This window comes from Aureivirga sp. CE67, assembly GCF_015767245.1.
In the GTDB taxonomy this organism is placed as follows: domain Bacteria; phylum Bacteroidota; class Bacteroidia; order Flavobacteriales; family Flavobacteriaceae; genus Aureivirga.
Map to the genome: position 1 here is coordinate 58,790 of NZ_JADOTV010000020.1, position 18,858 is coordinate 77,647.

Annotated in this window: 22 protein-coding genes; 14 read left to right on the forward strand and 8 right to left on the reverse strand. The window is 31.6% G+C overall.

Annotation, left to right across the window (positions count from 1 at the left end; genetic code table 11):
* The first annotated feature begins 6 nt into the window (after positions 1–6).
* A complete protein-coding gene (locus tag I0K12_RS17960) occupies positions 7–927 on the forward strand; it encodes a type IX secretion system membrane protein PorP/SprF (protein ID WP_196889525.1) in 921 nt (306 codons plus the stop codon).
* Positions 928–945: 18 nt separating this feature from the next.
* Positions 946–2,814, forward strand: coding sequence for an OmpA family protein (locus I0K12_RS17965; RefSeq protein ID WP_196889526.1), 1,869 nt, complete (start codon positions 946–948; stop codon positions 2,812–2,814).
* Between the two features lie 78 nt (positions 2,815–2,892).
* On the opposite strand, the gene rsmG is transcribed toward I0K12_RS17965, so the two are convergent.
* Both rsmG and I0K12_RS17975 read right to left on the reverse strand, forming a co-directional pair.
* Entirely contained in the window at positions 2,893–3,522 is a 630-nt protein-coding gene (rsmG, locus tag I0K12_RS17970) for a 16S rRNA (guanine(527)-N(7))-methyltransferase RsmG (protein ID WP_196889527.1), read from the reverse strand.
* Between the two features lie 113 nt (positions 3,523–3,635).
* Positions 3,636–5,687, reverse strand: a complete 2,052-nt coding sequence (locus I0K12_RS17975) for a dipeptidyl-peptidase 3 family protein (protein WP_196889528.1) — start codon at positions 5,685–5,687, stop codon at positions 3,636–3,638.
* Between the two features lie 94 nt (positions 5,688–5,781).
* On the opposite strand from I0K12_RS17975, the gene I0K12_RS17980 reads away from it, so the two are divergent.
* A complete protein-coding gene (locus tag I0K12_RS17980) occupies positions 5,782–6,312 on the forward strand; it encodes an SRPBCC family protein (protein ID WP_196889529.1) in 531 nt (176 codons plus the stop codon).
* Positions 6,313–6,781: 469 nt separating this feature from the next.
* Here the strand turns inward: I0K12_RS17980 and I0K12_RS17985 are convergent, their stop codons facing one another.
* Both I0K12_RS17985 and I0K12_RS17990 read right to left on the reverse strand, forming a co-directional pair.
* The gene (locus I0K12_RS17985) at positions 6,782–7,270 is read right to left on the reverse strand and encodes a methylated-DNA--[protein]-cysteine S-methyltransferase (RefSeq protein WP_196889530.1); all 489 of its coding nucleotides are present in this window, start codon (positions 7,268–7,270) and stop codon (positions 6,782–6,784) included.
* The gene (locus I0K12_RS17990) at positions 7,254–8,021 is read right to left on the reverse strand and encodes a TatD family hydrolase (RefSeq protein ID WP_196889531.1); all 768 of its coding nucleotides are present in this window, start codon (positions 8,019–8,021) and stop codon (positions 7,254–7,256) included. The genes I0K12_RS17985 and I0K12_RS17990 overlap by 17 nt, the downstream gene beginning before the upstream one ends.
* 33 nt (positions 8,022–8,054) lie before the next feature.
* On the opposite strand from I0K12_RS17990, the gene I0K12_RS17995 reads away from it, so the two are divergent.
* From I0K12_RS17995 to I0K12_RS18015, 5 genes are all read left to right on the forward strand, one after another.
* Positions 8,055–8,495, forward strand: a complete 441-nt coding sequence (locus I0K12_RS17995) for a retropepsin-like aspartic protease (RefSeq protein ID WP_196889532.1) — start codon at positions 8,055–8,057, stop codon at positions 8,493–8,495.
* Between the two features lie 23 nt (positions 8,496–8,518).
* Positions 8,519–9,712: a molybdopterin molybdotransferase MoeA gene (locus I0K12_RS18000; RefSeq protein WP_196889533.1), complete on the forward strand. Its 1,194-nt coding sequence runs from the start codon at positions 8,519–8,521 to the stop codon at positions 9,710–9,712.
* Between the two features lies 1 nt (position 9,713).
* Entirely contained in the window at positions 9,714–10,187 is a 474-nt protein-coding gene (moaC, locus tag I0K12_RS18005) for a cyclic pyranopterin monophosphate synthase MoaC (protein ID WP_196889534.1), read from the forward strand.
* Positions 10,188–10,426: 239 nt separating this feature from the next.
* On the forward strand, positions 10,427–10,933 hold the full coding sequence (locus I0K12_RS18010) for an RNA polymerase sigma factor (protein WP_196889535.1): 507 nt from the start codon (positions 10,427–10,429) through the stop codon (positions 10,931–10,933).
* Positions 10,934–10,935: 2 nt separating this feature from the next.
* On the forward strand, positions 10,936–11,142 hold the full coding sequence (locus I0K12_RS18015; protein WP_196889536.1) for a hypothetical protein: 207 nt from the start codon (positions 10,936–10,938) through the stop codon (positions 11,140–11,142).
* A 61-nt stretch (positions 11,143–11,203) separates the two neighbouring features.
* Here I0K12_RS18015 and I0K12_RS18020 read toward each other — a convergent pair whose 3' ends face one another.
* The 3 genes from I0K12_RS18020 to ahcY all read right to left on the reverse strand — a co-directional run bounded on the left by I0K12_RS18020 (position 11,204) and on the right by ahcY (position 15,207).
* A complete protein-coding gene (locus I0K12_RS18020; protein ID WP_196889537.1) occupies positions 11,204–12,388 on the reverse strand; it encodes a pyridoxal phosphate-dependent aminotransferase in 1,185 nt (394 codons plus the stop codon).
* Between the two features lie 32 nt (positions 12,389–12,420).
* On the reverse strand, positions 12,421–13,515 hold the full coding sequence (locus I0K12_RS18025) for a fatty acid desaturase family protein (RefSeq protein ID WP_196889538.1): 1,095 nt from the start codon (positions 13,513–13,515) through the stop codon (positions 12,421–12,423).
* A gap of 375 nt (positions 13,516–13,890) precedes the next feature.
* Positions 13,891–15,207, reverse strand: a complete 1,317-nt coding sequence (ahcY, locus tag I0K12_RS18030; RefSeq protein ID WP_196889539.1) for an adenosylhomocysteinase — start codon at positions 15,205–15,207, stop codon at positions 13,891–13,893.
* Between the two features lie 149 nt (positions 15,208–15,356).
* Here ahcY and I0K12_RS18035 point away from each other — a divergent pair, with 149 nt between their 5' ends.
* From I0K12_RS18035 to I0K12_RS18055, 5 genes are read left to right on the forward strand one after another with little or no spacing between them, the layout of a single operon-like run.
* Positions 15,357–15,983 carry a 4'-phosphopantetheinyl transferase family protein gene (locus I0K12_RS18035; protein ID WP_196889540.1) on the forward strand — a complete coding sequence of 209 codons (627 nt, stop codon included), beginning with the start codon at positions 15,357–15,359 and terminating at the stop codon, positions 15,981–15,983.
* Positions 15,984–16,739, forward strand: a complete 756-nt coding sequence (locus I0K12_RS18040) for a geranylgeranylglyceryl/heptaprenylglyceryl phosphate synthase (RefSeq protein WP_196889541.1) — start codon at positions 15,984–15,986, stop codon at positions 16,737–16,739.
* Positions 16,723–16,983, forward strand: a complete 261-nt coding sequence (locus I0K12_RS18045) for a hypothetical protein (protein ID WP_196889542.1) — start codon at positions 16,723–16,725, stop codon at positions 16,981–16,983. Before I0K12_RS18040 ends, I0K12_RS18045 begins: the two co-directional genes overlap by 17 nt.
* Positions 16,967–17,596 carry a nicotinamide riboside transporter PnuC gene (gene pnuC, locus I0K12_RS18050; RefSeq protein ID WP_196889543.1) on the forward strand — a complete coding sequence of 210 codons (630 nt, stop codon included), beginning with the start codon at positions 16,967–16,969 and terminating at the stop codon, positions 17,594–17,596. The genes I0K12_RS18045 and pnuC overlap by 17 nt, the downstream gene beginning before the upstream one ends.
* Complete coding sequence (locus I0K12_RS18055) at positions 17,557–18,135, forward strand: AAA family ATPase (protein ID WP_196889544.1); 579 nt, start codon at positions 17,557–17,559, stop codon at positions 18,133–18,135. The genes pnuC and I0K12_RS18055 overlap by 40 nt, the downstream gene beginning before the upstream one ends.
* 83 nt (positions 18,136–18,218) lie before the next feature.
* Here the strand turns inward: I0K12_RS18055 and I0K12_RS18060 are convergent, their stop codons facing one another.
* On the reverse strand, positions 18,219–18,431 hold the full coding sequence (locus I0K12_RS18060) for a hypothetical protein (RefSeq protein WP_196889545.1): 213 nt from the start codon (positions 18,429–18,431) through the stop codon (positions 18,219–18,221).
* 99 nt (positions 18,432–18,530) lie between these two features.
* Between I0K12_RS18060 and I0K12_RS18065 the strand changes: the two genes are divergently transcribed.
* On the forward strand, positions 18,531–18,770 hold the full coding sequence (locus I0K12_RS18065; RefSeq protein ID WP_196889546.1) for a hypothetical protein: 240 nt from the start codon (positions 18,531–18,533) through the stop codon (positions 18,768–18,770).
* Positions 18,771–18,858 lie beyond the last annotated feature (88 nt).

The following is an 18,858-nucleotide window of genomic DNA, read 5'->3' on the forward strand; positions in this document are numbered from 1 at the left end:
TAACACATGAAACAAAAGTTACTATTATTTGTCTTTGCTGCATTCTTTGCAGCAAAGTCATTTGCACAGCAAGATCCTCAGTTTACACAATATATGTATAACATGAGTATCGTGAATCCAGCCTACACAACTGGAACAGAAAACATATTAAATTTCGGAGCATTATATCGTACACAATGGACTGATGTGGATGGTGGACCTAAAACATTCACAGGATTCGTTCATATGCCAGTAAATGATAATGTAGAAGTTGGTTTATCATTCATGAATGATAACGTTGGAGATATTGTAAAAGAAAATGTAATTACAGCAGATTTTGCATATAAATTAAACTTTGCAAACGACTTACATTTATCTTTTGGATTAAAAGCAGGAGTTTCATTATATGATGCTACTATTTCAAAATTAATCACAATTGATCCTGATCCAGATTTCGCAGAAGATTTAAACAAAACATATTTCAATTTAGGAGCTGGGGTTTATTTTAACTCAGATAAATTCTATGTAGGTTTATCTGTTCCAACATTTATTCCACAACCACATTTAGATACAACAGACAAAGATAATCTTTGGGCTAGAGAAGCAAATACATTCTTAACAGGGGGATACGTATTTGATCTTGCTTCAAAATGGAAATTCAAACCAGCTTTCATGGCAAAATACATGGCAGGAGAGCCTTTATCATTTGATTTAACAGCTAACTTCTTATACAACAATTTTGTTGAATTTGGAGCTGGATACCGTTTTGAAGATGCTTTCAGTGGACTTGTAAACTTTAAAATCACAGATATCGTAAGATTAGGATATGCGTATGATTACACAAATTCAGATTTCAAAGACTACGCAGGTTCAACACATGAAATTTTCTTGTTATTTAACATCGATACTTCTACAAGAGGATACGATAAATCACCAAGATTCTTCTAATTCAAAACAACGATTATCATGAAAAAAGTTATACTATCTATATGTATTTTGGCAGCAGCATCTCAGTATGCTAATGCACAAAGTGGAGCACAAAAGCGTGCGGACAAATATTTTGGTAAAGCGCAGTATGTAAGAGCAGCTGAGATTTACGAAAAAGAAGTAAAAGAAAACAAGTCTTTAGATTTATTAGAAAAATTAGGAGACTGTTACTACTATAATGGAAAAACTAATAATGCTGCAAAATATTATGCGCAAGCTTTAGAGTTATATCCAGAGCAAGTAGATGCAGAGCATTTACACCGTTATGCAATGGCTTTAAAAGGAAATAAAGACTATGCAAAGGCGGATAAAATTCTTCAAAAATACAATGCTAAAACAGGAAAAACACAAACAGTTCCTAATACTTTAGCATATTTTGAAAAGAAAGAAAAATCAGAAAGGCGTCCTTATATTGTAACTAACAGTTCTATAAGTACAAAAGATTCTGAGTGGGGTGCTGCCTTTAATGCAAACCAAATCGTTTTCTCATCTTCAAGAGATGGAGGAGTTTCTGGAAAGAAATATAAGTGGAATAATGAGAATTATTTAGACTTATTTGTTGCAGAAGTTGACGAAGAAGGAGATGCTTCAGGAGCAGTTGCTTTTTCGAAAGAAATTAATTCAGCAGCTCACGAAGGAGGAGTTACTTTCAGTGGAGACGGAAACACAATGTATTTCTCTAGAAACGTGAAGCCTAAAAACAGAAAAGGAGATAAGATTTCTCATATGAAAATCTTTAAGTCTTCAAAAGTTGGAGGAGAATGGTCTAAAGCAATTGAAGTTTCTTTCAATAAAGAAGGATATTCTGCTGCACATCCAGCTTTAAACAAAAATAATACAAAATTATACTTCGCTTCAGACATGCCTGGAACGCAAGGAAATTGGGATATTTTTGTTGTAGATATCAATAAAGATGGATCTTTTGGAGAGCCTAAAAACTTAGGACCAAATGTAAATACAGTAAACAGAGAGCAATTCCCATTCGTAAGTGATGAGGATAATTTATACTTCTCTTCTAATGGTCACATTACTCTTGGAGGGTTAGATGTTTTCAAAAGTGAAATCAACGGAAATTCTTATTCTAAAGCTGAAAACTTAGGAAACGTAATCAACTCTAATAAAGATGATTTCGGATTTATCTATGATGAGGCTACAGAAAAAGGTTTCTTATCTTCAAACAGAGCAGGTGGAAAAGGATCTGATGATATCTATCGTGTAGATCGTAAGCAAATTTACTTTGTAGAAGGAGTTGCACAAGACAGCAAAACAGGAGAATTATTACCTGGAACTGATGTTGTAATGTATGACAATGCAGGAAGAGAAATCGCTAAAACAACTGTTGGAGCAGATGGAGCTTTCGTATTCGAAATTCAACCGACTTCTGATTATAAATTAACTGGTTCAAAATTAACTTATGATCCAGCTGAAGTTGAATTTGCATCTGGAAAGAAAGGAAATATAGAGCAAAATATTGTTTTAGAATTAATCCCAGTTGTTCCATTTGTAACTTTAGATGCAAATCCAATCTATTTTGAGTTTGATAAAGCTATCTTAGTCGAAGATTCAAAAACGGAATTAGACAGAATCATCAACTTTATGAAAGAACATAAAACGTTCAGAGTAGAAGTTGCTTCTCATACAGATAAAAGAGGTTCTGATAAATACAACATGAGCTTATCTGCAAGAAGAGCAAATGCTGTTAAAGATTATTTCGTAGAGCAAGGAATTGCAGAAGATAGATTAGTTTCTGTTGGATACGGAGAGTCACAACCAAAAGTAGATTGTAAAAAATGTTCGGATGAAGAGCATGCTCTAAACCGTAGATCAGAGTTTACGTTAATTAAATAGAGCTTTCTCTAATAACAAATAACAAAAAGGCTGTCATTTCTGACAGCCTTTTTTATTACTCAATATTTTTAAAATATCTTAAGGTTTATATTTCAAAGGTAAGTGAACTACTTTTTTCGTATCAAAAAACTCTTCTTCAAAATAGTCTTTTAAATCATAAAGAGTAGCACTTGGAAAACTTGATAATTCTTCTGTAAGATCTCCTCCTTTTAAATAAAGAATTCCATTTTTTAATTCATGATTTTGTTTTTTCTTTACTTTCTTACGAACCCATTTTACAAAATCAGGCATTTGTGTTACCGCTCTACTAACAATAAAATCAAACTCATCTTTTACCTTCTCAGCTCTCATATGAGAAGCTTGTAAGTTCTTTAAACCAATTGCATTTGATACTTCCGTAACTACTTTAATTTTCTTCCCAATAGAATCTACTAAATGAAACTGAGTTTCTGGAAATAAAATTGCTAAAGGAATTCCAGGAAATCCTCCTCCACATCCAACATCTAAAACAGAACTACCAGGCTTAAACTCTTGAACTTTTGCTATTCCTAAAGAATGTAGTACATGTTTTTCATATAAAGAATCTATATCTTTTCTAGATATAACATTAATTTGCGCATTCCACTCTGTATATAAATCTTGTAATTGCGAAAATTGCTCTATTTGCTTTTCACTAAGATTCTCAAAATACTTTTTGATGATTTCCATAAAAAATTAATTTGACACAAAATTATAACTAATTCATTTCTTAGAAAAATTTATATAAAAAAAGGCGATTCTCACTTTTGAGAATCGCCTTCAATTTTATTTCAATCTAAAAATTAGTTCTTGTTTGGTAAGAAACTATAATCTTTAGCATATTTCAACATTTGAGCATCAAATCCTTTTGGCTGTACAACTTTAATATCAGTGATATTTCCGTTAGCATCCATTACTGGTTCTAATACTGGATTTACAAATCCACTATAAGGAGCTGATTTGAATTTTGCATTTCTTTCTAAAACTTCTTTGTGAATATCTTGATCAACTTTCACTCCATATGTCTCAACTAAAGCTTCAGCAGCTTCGAAATCTCCTTCAGACTTAATTCTTTGAATTTCTCTTAATAATTGTCCGAATAAATCTTGTAATTTCTTATAATCTCTAATTACAAAATATGTCTTACCATCTTTAGTAACTTTCTCAATTACGTTATCTTTCTCTCCTTTTTCAAAAGCCCAAGCAGCAACTAACTGACGGTTTCTCATGTGAGCTTCTTCGATATCATCTCCTAAATTAAGACGAATTAATTGCGTCATTAATCCATTTCTGATGTATCCATCATAAGCAGCAATTCCAACTTCTTCCGCATTTGGAGAAAGTCCTAACTCTACTAATTTATCTCCAGGTAAGTAATATAAACCAACTAAGTCAGCACGAGCTTCTTCTAATGTAGAAGCATAGTTTTTCATCGTTTCTTTTGGTGTTCCAACTCCTGGGTTAATTTGTCCACTAGCATGTCCAATTACTTCGTGTAATGCAGTGTGCATTTTATCAGCAAGTTTTCCGTGTTTCTTTTCTAATTCAACTTCTTTCTCAGAAAATGCAAACTCTTCTAAACGACTACTTCCTCCTGCATTGTTATAAGCATTGATAATATTTCCTAAAGAAACTGATTTAGAACCATGCGTAGAACGAATCCAGTTTGCATTTGGTAAGTTTACTCCAATTGGTGTAGAAGGTGAAGCATCTCCAGCCTCTCCAGCAACATTTACAGTTTTATAAGAAACTCCAACTACTTTTTTCTTCTTGTGCTCATCCATGATTGAAGAATTATCTTCGAACCATTGTGCATTTTCAGCTAAAACAGCCATTTTCTTACTCATCTCAAAATCCTTAATCTGGATAATTGACTCATAAGAACCTTTATATCCCATTGGGTCGTTATAAACCTCAATAAAACTATTGATATAATCAATATCTCCTTTTAAAGTATTTACCCATGCAATGTTATAAGCATCCCAAGTTTTTAAATCTCCTGTTTGGTAATATTTGATTAATAAATCAAAAGCTTTTGCTTGATCTTCGTTTTCAGCAACTCCTTTCGCTTTTTCTAACCAAAAGATTACTTTGTCGATAGCTTCTCCATACATTCCTCCAGACTTCCAAACTTTCTCAAAAACTTTTCCGTCTTCTTTTACCAATTTAGAGTTTAACCCAAAAGATAATGGCTCAGCAGGATTTGGACTTTTCTTATTCTTGTAGAATTTCTCCACATCTGCCTTCGTCATGTTTGGAGAGTAAAAGTTCACTGCAGAACCTTTTACTAATCCTTTCTTAGCATCTAAGTTTACTTTCTTAGCATCTTTATCGTTGAAGATTACTTCAAACGCTTCTCCTTCAAGAGTAGTTTTTGTAGCATCTAATAAAGACTTTAAGTAATCGCTAGAAAATTCTGGTTTGATTTTATCGTTTGAGTAATGGTGGTGAATCCCGTTTGAGAACCAAACTCTTTTTAAATAAACTTCAAATTTCTTCCAATCTTCAGAATTCTTATCTCCATTATAGTTCGCATATACATTTTCTAAAGCTCTACGAATCTCTAAATTATGACGATAGTTCTGATCCCACATGATATCTCTACCAGATAGACCTGCTTGCGTTAAATAATAAACTAATTGTTTTTGTTTTAAAGACAACTGATCAAATCCTGGAATTTGATAACGTAAGATTTTAATATCTGCAAACTGCTCTACCTCATAGTTAAAATCATTCTCTGTAATTACTTCAGTAGCTTCCACAACTTCTTCAGGTTTTTCGGCCTTCTTGCTTTCTCCGCAAGAAAATAAAGTACTTACAATCAATGCAGTACCAAGCACATATTTAATTTTCATTGGATGTTTATTTAGTTTAATGTTCCCAAATTTAATAAAAAAGAAGAAATAATTTAATAAATTAGTGATAATACTAATTTTAAAGTTTTGCATCATGAAAATTATAAAGTTTCTCTTGTATATCATTATTATTCTGATTATCGGTTCAGTCATCTATCTTTCAACACTTTCCGGAAAGTATAATGTATTCAGAACCAGAATTATCAAAGCTCCAGTTTCCGAAGTTTATGCAACAATAGACAATTTAAAAACATGGGAGAAATGGGGGCCATGGAATGATCAAGATTCTACGATTGTTTATAAATACAATGACAAAACTACTGGCGTAAATGCAACCTATTCTTGGACAAGTACTATCGACGGGCCAGGTTCTATCACTACAAACTCTGAAATGCCAAACAAAGAAATCAAACAGACATTAACTTTCGAAAATAGAGGAAGCTCCGAAATCATTTGGTATTTTACAGAATACGAGGGAGGAACAGAACTTACTTGGCAAATGAAAGGAGAATTACCATTTTTCTTTCGTTTTATGGCAGGTGAACTTTCCAACAGCCTTGGACCAATGTTAGAACAAGGACTAGATAATATTGATAGTTATGTAACCAAAAAGAAAGTAGATTAGAATATTTTTAATTTGGGCGAGCCCCTGTCCATCGACTCCGTTAGGAACAGGGTCGGGCTTTTCCTTACAAGTTTTATTTTTCCAAAAAAGTTTTTCTAAAAAAACATATAGGCTTCTTAGGTCGCCTCCCTGTTTTAAGAAAACTAATTTTTGCAAAAACAAAAGCTTTCCACTGCAATCCCTCTCGCAAAAATTTTCTACAAACACATAAAAAAAACATCCTAAACCAAAAATTTAGGATGTTTTACTTTTTTCAATTTTGTAACATATTTCTATTCATTGGTGTGATTTTGTAAATCATGACCAAACAAATACTAGAAACAATGGGCACACTTTACAAAAGTGCGCTAGGTTTTCATTTAATATATTCTAAAGAACAAGACAACTCTATTCTCAAGAACGGAAATTGATTATCTGTAAATAATAATACTAAATGAATCTTGAGTTTTTAATAAGAACTTGTTTCAACTCAAAACAAAGTCATTTGCTTCTCAATAATCCCTTCTTTCTCTAAAAGCCATTTCTTACGCCAAATTCCACCAGCATAACCAGTCAGTTCTCCACTTTTTCCGATCACACGATGACAAGGAATTACAACAGAAATCGGATTTTTACCATTTGCAGAAGCAATCGCACGAATTGCTTTCAAATCTCCAAACCTTTCAGATTGTTCTGAATAAGAAATCGATTTTCCGTAGGAAATTTCAGAAAGTAATTTCCAAACTTTCAATTGAAAATCGGTTCCTTTCGGATTTAACTTAAAAGAAAACTCTTTTCTATCTTCAAAAAAATATTCTTTCAATTGTTTTAGGCTTTCTTGTAAAACTTCAGGAACATTCTCAGAAATCTTTCCTTCAAAATCATCTTTAAAAATAATAGAGGAAACTCCTTCTTTAGTTCCAATAATTTCTAAAACTCCAATCGGCGTTTTCAAATAAGTTTTAGATTCCAAAGACATCTTTCGAGTTTTTCGTAGTTATTTCTGCAATCTCTTCAGGAGAAAGTCCATAAATATCAACTAATTTATCCACAACAAAAGACAAATAACTACTTTCATTTCGTTTACCTCTCTTTGGAGTTGGTGCCAAATAAGGAGCATCTGTTTCTAAAACAATATTTTCAATCGGAATTTCTCCTAAAAACTTATCAATCTTTCCATTTTTAAAAGTAACTACTCCTCCAATTCCTAATTTCATATTATAAGAAATCGCTTGTTTAGCTTGTTCCAAATTCCCAGAAAAACAATGGAAAATCCCGTATAAGCCCTCCCCTTTTTCTTCTTCCAGAATTTCAAAAATCTCGTCAAAAGCTTCTCTACAATGAATCACAATCGGAAGTTTTCTTTCTTTCGCCCAACGAATCTGCGTACGAAAAGCTTCTTGTTGTTCTTTTAAATGCGTTTTATCCCAATACAAATCAATTCCAATTTCTCCAATTGCATAAAACTTTTTTGTATCTAAATAATTTTCTACCTGCTTTAGTTCTTCCAAATAGTTATCTTTGACAGATGTTGGGTGTAATCCCATCATCAAAAACATATTTTCTGGATACTGCGCTGCCAAATCAAACATGGCTTCATGCGTTTCAGAATCTATTGCAGGAAGAAAAAAACGAGAAACACCAGCATCTAATGCTCTTTGAATCATCTCGTCTCTATCCTCATCAAACTGCGTACTGTATAAATGTGTATGCGTATCAGTTATAATCATTTACTTAAAAAATTTTTACAAAAATAGTTTTAAATGGCAAGCTTGAAAAAAAAACTTTTGAAAAAAGGCTATACAAAAATTAAGATCAAAAAAATCAAAACGAATCACCTAGAAATCAAAGGAAAGATTAATGGAAATAAAGGTCGATTTATTGTAGATACTGGAGCATCTAATTCTTGTATTGGTTTTGAAATGATGGAACTTTTCAATTTAAAAGGAGAAGATTCTGAAACAAAAGCTGCGGGTGCAGGAGGAACAAACTTAGAAACACAGATTTCAAAAGAAAATTCGATTAAATTTAATAAATGGAAAGATGATAATTGTGATTTAGTATTGATGGATTTAACACACGTCAATACTGCCTTAACACAATTAAACGCTAAACCAGTTCACGGAATTATCGGTGCAGATATTTTAGAAAAAGCAAATGCAATTATCGATTATAAGTCGAAGTATTTGTTCTTGAAAAAGTAATTTTTAATTTAAAATCTTATAAAATGCTAACATCAGTAAAAGAAGCATTAAAAACCATTCTAGAAAATACAGAAGATTTTGGTACAGAATCTATTCATTTTCTAGAAGCTACCGGAAGAATTTTAAAGGAAAATATTATTGCAGACAGAGACTTCCCTCCTTTCGACAGAGTTTCGATGGATGGAATTGCTATCGATTTTGAAATGTTTGAAAAAGGACAAAAAACTTTCGAAATTGAAAATGTACAAGCAGCTGGAAGTCCACAAAAAACTTTGGAAGCAAAAGAAAATTGTTTAGAAGCAATGACTGGAGCAATACTTCCAAAAAATACAAACTGTGTGATTCCTTATGAAAAAATTCATATTGAAGACAACAAAGCTACAATTCAGGAAGAAAATTTACGCTTTTTCCAAAATATTCATGCAAAAGGAAAAGACCAAAAAGTTGGAGATGTTTTAATTGAAGAAAACACTGAAATCTCTGCTGCGGAAATTGGAATTTTAGCTTCTGTTGGAAAAGAATTCGTGAAAGTTGCAAAACTTCCAAAAATCGTGATTGTTTCTACAGGTGATGAATTAGTGGATGTAAACGAAACTCCAGAAGTGCATCAGATTCGAAGAAGTAATGTGTATTCTTTGTATTCCTTGCTAGAAAAATTTAAGATCAAAGCGGATTTAAAACATATAAATGACAATAAAGAAGTTTTAGAAAAAACAGTAAAAACTTTATTTGAAAATTATGATGTTTTGATATTTAGTGGAGCTGTGAGTAAAGGAAAATTTGATTTTATTCCAGAAATTCTAAATACTCTTGGCGTACAAAAACTTTTTCACAAAGTACAACAACGCCCAGGAAAACCTTTTTGGTTTGGTAAAAAGGAGAATAAAACTGTTTTTGCTTTTCCAGGAAATCCAGTTTCTACTTATGTGAATTGTATCAAATATTTTTACTCTTGGTACGAAAAATCTGTTTTTGGTCAAGAAAAAACTTTAGATACAGCTATCCTTTCGGAAGATTTTACCTTCAAACCAAGTTTGACTTATTTTTTACAAGTTAAATTAGAAAACAAAAACGGTGAAACTTTCGCTATTCCAGAAAAAGGAAATGGTTCGGGAGATTTAGCAAATTTGGTAAGCGCAGATGCTTTTATCGAATTATCAAATGAAATTACAGAATTCAAAAAAGGAATGGTTTTTCCAATTTTAAAATATAGATAAGATGAGTGAGTTTACGCATTTAAATGAAGAAAATCAGCCAAAAATGGTAAATGTTGGTGCCAAAAAAATCACAAAACGAACTGCCACAGCAAAAGCTGAAATGTTTTTAGGAAAAGAAATTATTTCTCATTTTGAAGGAAACGAACTAAAAACAAAAAAAGGTCCTGTGTTCCAAACCGCAATTATTGCAGGAATTCAGGCAGTAAAGAAAACTTCAGATATCATCCCGATGTGTCATCCACTTCTGATTAATGGTGTGGACGTCGATATTCAGATTGTAGACGAAGAAAACATCAAAATTCTTTGCACAGTTTCTATCGAAGGAAAAACTGGTGTAGAAATGGAAGCTCTTACAGGAGCCACTGCAACTGCTTTGACAGTTTATGATATGTGTAAAGCAATTTCACAAGACATGGTAATTCAGAAAGTAGAATTACTTGAAAAAACTGGTGGAAAATCAGATATTAAGAAATAAAAAATCATAAGGAGCTTCCCCTGCATTTCTGTCGACTTCGTTACTCTACGTCTCGGAAATTCAGGGTCGGGCTTTCCGCTATATCTTTTTTGCTAAACTGACTTGATGAAGAAGAGCAAAAAAGGATGCCACTTCAATCCCTAAGCCATTAAAAAAAACTTTTTTCGATTTTTTTTCATTTTTCTGTCATATTTTAAAAGTCTGTGTAACTAAATATTATGAATGGTAAAACGAAATAAATGGCACATCCAGAAAAATTAAATTTTGAGGAAATTCTGATGCAAAATAAAGAGCAAATCTATCGTGTTTGTCGAATTTATGCGAAATCTCCATTGGAACCAAAAGATCTTTTTCAAGAGACAGTTTACGAACTTTGGAAGTCTTTTACTTCTTTTAAAGGAAATTCCAATATCAGTACTTGGATTTATAGAATTACACTGAATGTTTGTATTCGTTCTAAAGAAAAATCGGATCGAAAAAACCATTTAATTTCCTCTTTGGATTCTATTCAAATTACACCAGCGGATGCTCCTATAGATCATGAAAAACAAGAAAAACACGATGCTTTACTTTCTTGTATTTCAAAATTGGAAGAAAGCAACAAACAGATTACCATTCTTTATTTGGAGAAATTACCTTATAAAGAAATTGCCGAAATCACTGGTATATCGGAAAATCATGTGGCTGTAAAAATGAAAAGGATTCGTCAAATTTTATTAAAATGTATTACTAAAAAATTAGATTAATTATGTGGAGTAAGGAACAAAAAGAAGCTTGGGAAGATTTAGAAAATCTTTGGAGTGAACAACCAGAATCAGAAAAAATTAATATTCAAATGGATCATTTGATTCTAGAATTGAAAAATAAAACGAGTGATTTTGAAAAGAAGTCTATTCAAAAAGACTTGGATTTTTTCTCAAAGATTTTTTCGAAGTTATTTGGGAGAAAGAAATAAAACAAAAAACCACATCAGATCAAATCCGATGTGGTTTCATTTTATCTAAAAAGTTAATTTCTTAACTCAATAATTTCTTGATTCTTGCAATAGCTTCTCTGATATTTTCTTCTGAAGCAGCGTAAGAAATACGGATACAACTTGGTGTTCCGAAAGCATCTCCTGTTACGGTTGCAACATTTGCTTCTTGTAAAAGTAACATTGAAAAATCAGATGCATTTTCGATTTTATGTCCAGCAATTGTTTTTCCAAAATAAGAAGAAACATCTGGGAAAATATAAAATGCTCCTTTTGGCATGTTTAATTTAAATCCGTCGATTTCGCTTAATAAATTATAGATGATTTCTCTTCTTCTTTCAAATTCATCTACCATGTATTTAATTTTCGAAGGATCCGCATCTACAGCAGCGATTGTAGCCTTCTGAGCGATACAATTTGCTCCAGAAGTACTTTGTCCTTGCATTTTCGTACAAGCTTTTGCAATCCACTCTGGCGCTCCGATATATCCAATTCTCCATCCTGTCATCGCAAATGCTTTTGCAACTCCATTTACAGTAATTGTTCTGTCAAACATACTATCAATTGCAGCAAAACTAAAAGTTTTTCCTTCATAAATAATATGCTCATAGATTTCATCAGAAATCACATAAATATCTGGATACTTTTCTAAAACTTTTGCAATTGCTCTGAATTCTGCTTCTGTATAAATTGATCCACTTGGATTATTTGGAGAATTGAAAACAATTAATTTTGTTTTTGGAGTAATAGCCGCTTCTAATTGTTCTGGAGTGATTTTGAAATCAGAATCGATATTCGTTTCAATAATCATCGGAACTCCTTCGTTTAAAAGTACCATTGCTTCATAACTTACCCAGAAAGGTGCTGGTAAAATTACCTCATCACCAACATCTACTAAAGCAGAAATTACATTTGCTAAAGATTGTTTTGCTCCCGTAGAAACTACAATTTGGTTTGGCGTATATTTAATCTGATTATCTCTTTCGAACTTACGACAAATAGCTTCTTTTAAATCTTGATAACCGTCTACTGGCGTATAAGAATTATAGTTATCATTGATAGCTTTGATAGCAGCTTCTTTAATAAAATCAGGAGTATTAAAATCTGGTTCTCCCAAACTCAAACCGATAATATCTTTTCCTTCTGATTTCAATTCTCTTGCTTTTGCAGCCATCGCTAAAGTTTGAGAAACTGGTATACTATTTACACGTTTCGATAATTTTTTCATAAATACTTAAATACTTGTTCGTTGTTTATTGGCTAATGTGCAGGATTATATCCTAATGTTTGTAATTGTCTAAAGTGAGAAACAATTGCTTTGCTCATCGTCTTATATTCGTGGTAAGGCAAATTGAATTCTCTAGCTGTTTCTTTTACTATTTCTCCAATCTTTCCATAGTGAATATGTGAAATATTTGGAAAAATATGATGTTCTACTTGGTGATTTAAACCACCAGTAAAATACGAAATAATTTTGTTTTTAGGAGCAAAATTCGATGTAGTATATAATTGGTGAATTGCCCAAGTATTTTCTAATTTCCCTTCTTCGTTTGGTAAAGGCATTTCTGTTTCTGGAACTACGTGTGCCAACTGGAAAACTACACTCAAGATAATTCCAGCAGTATAATGCATTACGAAAAATCCTAAAAACACTTTCCATAAAGCGATATCTAAAACTAAATATGGTAATACAATCCAGATACTATAATAAAGTACTTTTGTTGCTATTAAATTAATCCACTGAATTGCCGCAGAAGGATATTTCCCAAAAGAAAGATTTCTTTTATTGTAATTATATGTTTGTTTAAAATCTGTTGTTACTGCCCAGTTAAAAGTCAATAATCCGTATAAGAAAATTGAATAATATTTCTGGAATTTATGCATTTTCAACCATTTTGCATGTTTTGAAAAACGGATTACTCTTCCTGCATCAATATCTTCATCATATCCTTGAATGTTTGTATAAGTATGGTGTAAAACATTGTGTTGTACTTTCCAGTTATAAGCATTTCCTGCTAAGATGTAAATACTACTTCCCATCAGTTTATTCACCCATTTTTTACTAGAGAAAGATTCATGGTTTGAATCATGCATAATATTCATTCCAACTCCTGCCATTCCAACTCCCATAACTACTGTTAAAAGAAATAAAGCCCATTGTGGCATTGAAACTGTCAAGATTAAAATGAATGGAACAATGAATAATGAAAACATTACGATTGCTTTGCTATATAATTTCCAGTTCCCTGTCTTTCTAATATTATTCTCTTTAAAATAAGTATTTACTCTTTTATTTAAAGTCCTAAAAAATTTCGTCTTATCTATCTTCGCGAATGTGATTGTTTTTGCACTCATTCAATTCCTGTATTTCATTGGGATTAGGCGCAAAAATACATCATTTTATTTAAGTGGTTTCATATTTTAATAAATAAAAAGCCAATTTCTGACTTTTGTTCTATATTCATTATGTATGAATAACAACTCTTTATTATTCTGACTTTTAGAGCTTGTTTAAAATTGTATCAGAATTTATTTTATAGCTTATTAAATTGCTATTTTGCCGACTTTTTTGGAGTGCATAGCATCGCTATGGACGATAAAAAAAGACAAAAAAGAGTTTTTAAGAAGCATATAAATTTTTTTGATATAAATTTAAACAGGCTCCTAAACATAAAAAAACCGATTTCAAATAAATGAAATCGGTTTGTAATATTTTAAAACTAATAAATATTAGTATCTGTAGTATTCTGGTTTGAATGGACCTTCAACTGTAACACCAATATAAGAAGCTTGCTCTTCAGTTAATTCATCTAACTCTACTCCAATCTTAGCTAAGTGTAAACGTGCTACTTTCTCATCTAAGTGTTTTGGTAACATGTAAACTTTGTTCTCATATTTATCAGAGTTTTTCCAAAGCTCAATTTGCGCTAAAGTTTGATTTGTAAATGAGTTACTCATTACGAAACTTGGGTGTCCTGTAGCACATCCTAAGTTTACTAATCTTCCTTCAGCTAATAAGATGATGTCGTTTCCGTTGATAGTATATTGATCTACTTGAGGCTTAATTTCAACCTTAGAAGCTCCATGGTTCTCATTTAACCAAGCAACATCAATTTCATTATCAAAGTGTCCAATATTACAAACGATCGCTTTATCTTTCATATTTTCGAAATGACGACCTTTAATAATATCTTTATTTCCTGTAGTTGTAATTACGATATCTGCTTTTCCTACTACATTATCCATCTTACGAACTTCGAACCCGTCCATTGCAGCTTGTAAAGCACAAATTGGATCAATTTCTGTAACGATAACTCTTGCTCCAGTTCCTTTGAAAGAAGCAGCAGTTCCTTTTCCTACGTCTCCGTATCCTGCAACTACAACAACTTTTCCTCCTAACATAATATCAGTTGCTCTACGAATCGCATCTACTGCAGACTCACGACATCCATATTTGTTATCAAATTTAGATTTTGTTACAGAATCGTTTACATTGATTGCTGGCATTGGTAAAGTACCTTTTTCCATACGCTCGTATAAACGGTGAACTCCAGTTGTAGTTTCTTCTGATAATCCTTTAATATCATCTACTAAATGAGGGTAACGATCAATAACCATATTCGTTAAATCTCCACCGTCATCTAGAATCATGTTTAATGGCTTCTTGTCTTCTCCAAAGAATAAAGTCTGCTCGATACACCAGTCAAACTCCTCTTCTGATAATCCCTTCCAAGCATAAACAGAAACTCCTGCATCAGCGATAGCAGCAGCAGCCTGATCTTGTGTAGAGAAAATATTACATGAACTCCAAGTAACTTCCGCTCCAAGAGCAACTAATGTTTCAATTAAAACCGCCGTTTGAATTGTCATGTGAAGACATCCAGCAATACGAGCTCCCTTTAAAGGTTGTTCGTCTTTGTACTCTTCTCTTAAACTCATTAAACCTGGCATCTCTGCCTCAGCTAAACGAATTTCTTTACGTCCCCAGTCTGCAAGACCGATATCTTTTACTTTATATTTAACGTAAGTCGATGTTTCTGCACTCATATTATTATATTTGTATTTTCAAAACGCAAATTTACACAAAATAAATTTTTTAAATCGTAAAATTATATTAATAGATTCTATAGAAACATATATGTATTCTATTTTTAATTTTCTTAGAATCAAATATTAATTCTTCTTTTTATTGAAATATGCCTTTACTTAAAATTATTGAACCTACACCAAAATCAAAAATATTGATTTGGCATGTAACCGAAAACTTAGACGAACTAGAAACAATTTCCTTAACAGACAGAAGTCAAGAGCGAGTTTCTAAAATGAAAAATCAAATGGCAAGAAAGGCTTTTCTGAGTGTGCGTCATCTATTAAAAATCGCTGGTTACAAAGACGAAGATGTGACTTATAACGAAAATGGAAAACCTTTTTTGAGTGATGGAAAAAATATTTCAATTTCTCATTCTTTCGAATATGCAGTAGTTGCGATTAATAATGAAGATTCTATTGGTGTAGATATTGAGAAAAAAAGAGATAAGATTGTTCGAATTGCTAAAAAATTTATTGGTGTTGAAAAAAGTTTTGTTGATCTAGAAAAAGATATCGAAAAACTGACACGAATTTGGGGAGCTAAAGAATCTTTATTTAAAATTCATCCAGAAGGGGCAATCCAATTTGATACGCATTTAATGATTTCTCCGTTTGAAATGACAGATAAACAAACTAAAGGAAGGCTTCACAAAAATGATTTCGATGAAACTTATGATGTTTTCTTTGAGGAATTTGATGGTTTTTGTTTGGTTTATGTTTTAAATATTGATTAAATGCAAAATGAATTTTATTCTTTTCTGGAAAAAGCAAAAGCAGCAAAACGAAAGTTAATTGCAGTTTTGTTGGATCCTGATAAATTAGATAAAGAAATTATTCCTACTAAAATAAAAAACATTCATCAACATCAAATTGATTTGATTTTTGTTGGAGGAAGTACCGTAGAAAATGGACAAACACAATTGATTTTAAAAGAAATCAAAAAACATACTTCGCTTCCAATTTTCATTTTTCCTGGCGATTTTTCTCAAATTTCAGAAGATGCAGATGTGCTTTTATTTCTTTCTTTACTTTCTGGAAGAAATCCGGAATATTTGATTGAACAACAAATCAAAGCTGTTCCTCTTTTAAAGAAAAGCAATCTAGAAATTATTTCTACAGGTTATATTTTGATTGACGGAGGTGTAAAAACTGCTGTGCAACGAGTAAGTGAAACAAAACCAATTTGTCAAACAGAAATTGATAAAGTAGTAAATACTGCCGTTGCGGGAATGTATTTAGGTAAAAAAATGATTTATCTAGAAGCTGGAAGTGGAGCAAAAAAAGCTGTTTCTCCAGAAATTATCGAAAATGTTTCTAAAAATATTTCCATTCCTTTAATAGTTGGTGGAGGAATTCGCTCTCAAAAACAGATTGAAACTGCATTTTCGTCTGGAGCAGATATTGTCGTTATCGGAACTGCTTTTGAAGAAAATGATACTTTTTTTGAAGATAAAGACTTAAATTTTAAGAATTATGAAACTATCCGTTGATATTAGTATGTATCCTTTACATAAAGATTTTGAGGAACCAATTAAAGAATTTATAACTAAATTGCGTGCCACAAAATTTGAGATTTTAGAGAATCCTCTTAGTACTCAGGTTTATGGAGATTATTCAGAAATAATGACATGGTTAAACGAAAATATTCACGAAGCTTTTCTAAATGAAGAGAATTGTGTTTTCGTTTTGAAATTAATAAAAGGAGACAGAGCTGATTATGAACCCCATATTTGATTTTTTTTTAGAGCCTTACAAACAGGCTACTTTTCTAGATATTTTTTTAGAAATAACTGCAGTAATTTTTGGAATTGCAAGTGTATATTACGCTAAAAAAGAAAATATCTTAGTTTATCCTACCGGAATCATTTCTACAGCAATTTATGTAATTATTTGTTGGCAATTTACACTTTATGGTGATATGATTATCAATATTTACTACACCGGAATGAGTCTTTATGGTTGGTTTATTTGGACGAGAATGGTTGGAGATCATCACATTCCTGTTACTAAATGCTCCAAAGATGATTGGATAAAAACTGGAGCAATTTTCGCTGTTACGACTTTATTTATCATTGTAATTTACAAGTATTTCAATCGTTTTGATCGAATTACGGATTACTTCGATACTTTTACAACAGGAATTTTCTTCGCTGGAATGTGGCTGATGGCAAACAAAAAAATCGAAAACTGGATTCTTTGGATCCTTGGAAATATTGTTTCGGTTCCACTTTATTTTGTAAAAGGTTTAGGTTTCTCTGGACTTCAATTTACCATCTTTTTAGTTTTAGCAATTTATGGATATATAGCATGGGAAAAACTCTTAGACAAGAAAGAAGCAATATCTTAAAAATAGTAATGTTTGGTCCAGAATCTACTGGAAAAACAACGCTTTCAAAGCAATTAGCAGAAAAGTATAATACCGTTTGGATTCCTGAATTTGCAAGAGATTATTTGCAAGAAAAATGGGAAAAAGAACAAAAAATCTGTGAATTAGAAGATTTAATTCCAATCGCAGAAGGGCAAATGAAGTTAGAAAATGATTTTGCTAAAAAAGCAAATAAGATTTTATTTTGCGATACGAATCTTTTGGAGACAAAAGTTTATTCGGAAGAATATTATGATGGTTTTGTAGATGAAAAATTAGAAAAAGCTGCTCTAGAGTGCGAATATGATTTTTACTTTCTGACCTATATTGATACACCTTGGGAAGAAGATGATTTGAGAGATCGGCCAGATATGCGAGAAGAAATGTTTCAGGCTTTTAAAAATACTTTAGATAAATATAAAATCCCATATATTTTACTAAAAGGAGATAAAGAAACGAGGCTAAAAATAGCTTCTGAAAAAATAGATTCCTTATTAAAGGAAAGAAAAAAGGATAGTTGATTTGACTATCCTTTTTTTATTTAATTTAAACTCTCCCCGTAGTAATAACTCACTACTTATCAATAACAAAATATTATTCGTAATTATACTAAAATTGTTTTCCCGCATTCAAATCTTTCGATTTGAGCTTGTAATTCCCTTGCTTTTTTCTGCAAAAATAATCGAATGTCGTTTATACTGTTCGATTCATAAAATTCATTGGTATCTAAAGAAACGATTTGTTCTTTAATGTTCTCTAATTCCATTTTCATTTGAAAATGTTCGGTTGGCTTAGATTTTAGAAGTTTATTAGTCATCACTTTTGCTTTTTTCTTTACTCAAAAATAATGGACCAAAACGCCAAAACATGTCGTTTCAAATTTATTTCACAAAAAACATTACCTTGCAAACAAAAAATGAAACAACTAAACTATTTGATTGTATTACTGATATTTAGCTGTAATTCAAAAAGAGAATTCCCACAAAAACAGGAGGTTAAAAATCTTCAAAACACCAAGTTCACTTTTACTTTTGACAAAAGCATAAAACCTAATAGAAATGAGGTTTACAGCCCAACTTTAGCGCAAGTTTGGGAAGTTTTTAAAAAAGAAAATAATGTAGAATTAATAAACATTATCACGATTAAAATTGTATAAGATAAAAAAAGACTTCAAAAGGTTATAGTTTTGTTTCTACCAAAAAATAATCCTAAACCTCCGAAGTCTTGAGCAAATTTAATTCATT

Bases quoted from the DNA above. Each gene is read 5' to 3' on its own strand.
- I0K12_RS17960 (WP_196889525.1), top strand. From the start codon at position 7: ATGAAACAAAAGTTACTATTATTTGTCTTTGCTGCATTCTTTGCAGCA.
- I0K12_RS17965 (WP_196889526.1), top strand. From the start codon at position 946: ATGAAAAAAGTTATACTATCTATATGTATTTTGGCAGCAGCATCTCAG.
- rsmG (WP_196889527.1), bottom strand. From the start codon at position 3,522: ATGGAAATCATCAAAAAGTATTTTGAGAATCTTAGTGAAAAGCAAATA.
- I0K12_RS17975 (WP_196889528.1), bottom strand. From the start codon at position 5,687: ATGAAAATTAAATATGTGCTTGGTACTGCATTGATTGTAAGTACTTTA.
- I0K12_RS17980 (WP_196889529.1), top strand. From the start codon at position 5,782: ATGAAAATTATAAAGTTTCTCTTGTATATCATTATTATTCTGATTATC.
- I0K12_RS17985 (WP_196889530.1), bottom strand. From the start codon at position 7,270: ATGTCTTTGGAATCTAAAACTTATTTGAAAACGCCGATTGGAGTTTTA.
- I0K12_RS17990 (WP_196889531.1), bottom strand. From the start codon at position 8,021: ATGATTATAACTGATACGCATACACATTTATACAGTACGCAGTTTGAT.
- I0K12_RS17995 (WP_196889532.1), top strand. From the start codon at position 8,055: ATGGCAAGCTTGAAAAAAAAACTTTTGAAAAAAGGCTATACAAAAATT.
- I0K12_RS18000 (WP_196889533.1), top strand. From the start codon at position 8,519: ATGCTAACATCAGTAAAAGAAGCATTAAAAACCATTCTAGAAAATACA.
- moaC (WP_196889534.1), top strand. From the start codon at position 9,714: ATGAGTGAGTTTACGCATTTAAATGAAGAAAATCAGCCAAAAATGGTA.
- I0K12_RS18010 (WP_196889535.1), top strand. From the start codon at position 10,427: ATGGCACATCCAGAAAAATTAAATTTTGAGGAAATTCTGATGCAAAAT.
- I0K12_RS18015 (WP_196889536.1), top strand. From the start codon at position 10,936: ATGTGGAGTAAGGAACAAAAAGAAGCTTGGGAAGATTTAGAAAATCTT.
- I0K12_RS18020 (WP_196889537.1), bottom strand. From the start codon at position 12,388: ATGAAAAAATTATCGAAACGTGTAAATAGTATACCAGTTTCTCAAACT.
- I0K12_RS18025 (WP_196889538.1), bottom strand. From the start codon at position 13,515: ATGAGTGCAAAAACAATCACATTCGCGAAGATAGATAAGACGAAATTT.
- ahcY (WP_196889539.1), bottom strand. From the start codon at position 15,207: ATGAGTGCAGAAACATCGACTTACGTTAAATATAAAGTAAAAGATATC.
- I0K12_RS18035 (WP_196889540.1), top strand. From the start codon at position 15,357: ATGCCTTTACTTAAAATTATTGAACCTACACCAAAATCAAAAATATTG.
- I0K12_RS18040 (WP_196889541.1), top strand. From the start codon at position 15,984: ATGCAAAATGAATTTTATTCTTTTCTGGAAAAAGCAAAAGCAGCAAAA.
- I0K12_RS18045 (WP_196889542.1), top strand. From the start codon at position 16,723: ATGAAACTATCCGTTGATATTAGTATGTATCCTTTACATAAAGATTTT.
- pnuC (WP_196889543.1), top strand. From the start codon at position 16,967: ATGAACCCCATATTTGATTTTTTTTTAGAGCCTTACAAACAGGCTACT.
- I0K12_RS18055 (WP_196889544.1), top strand. From the start codon at position 17,557: ATGGGAAAAACTCTTAGACAAGAAAGAAGCAATATCTTAAAAATAGTA.
- I0K12_RS18060 (WP_196889545.1), bottom strand. From the start codon at position 18,431: ATGACTAATAAACTTCTAAAATCTAAGCCAACCGAACATTTTCAAATG.
- I0K12_RS18065 (WP_196889546.1), top strand. From the start codon at position 18,531: ATGAAACAACTAAACTATTTGATTGTATTACTGATATTTAGCTGTAAT.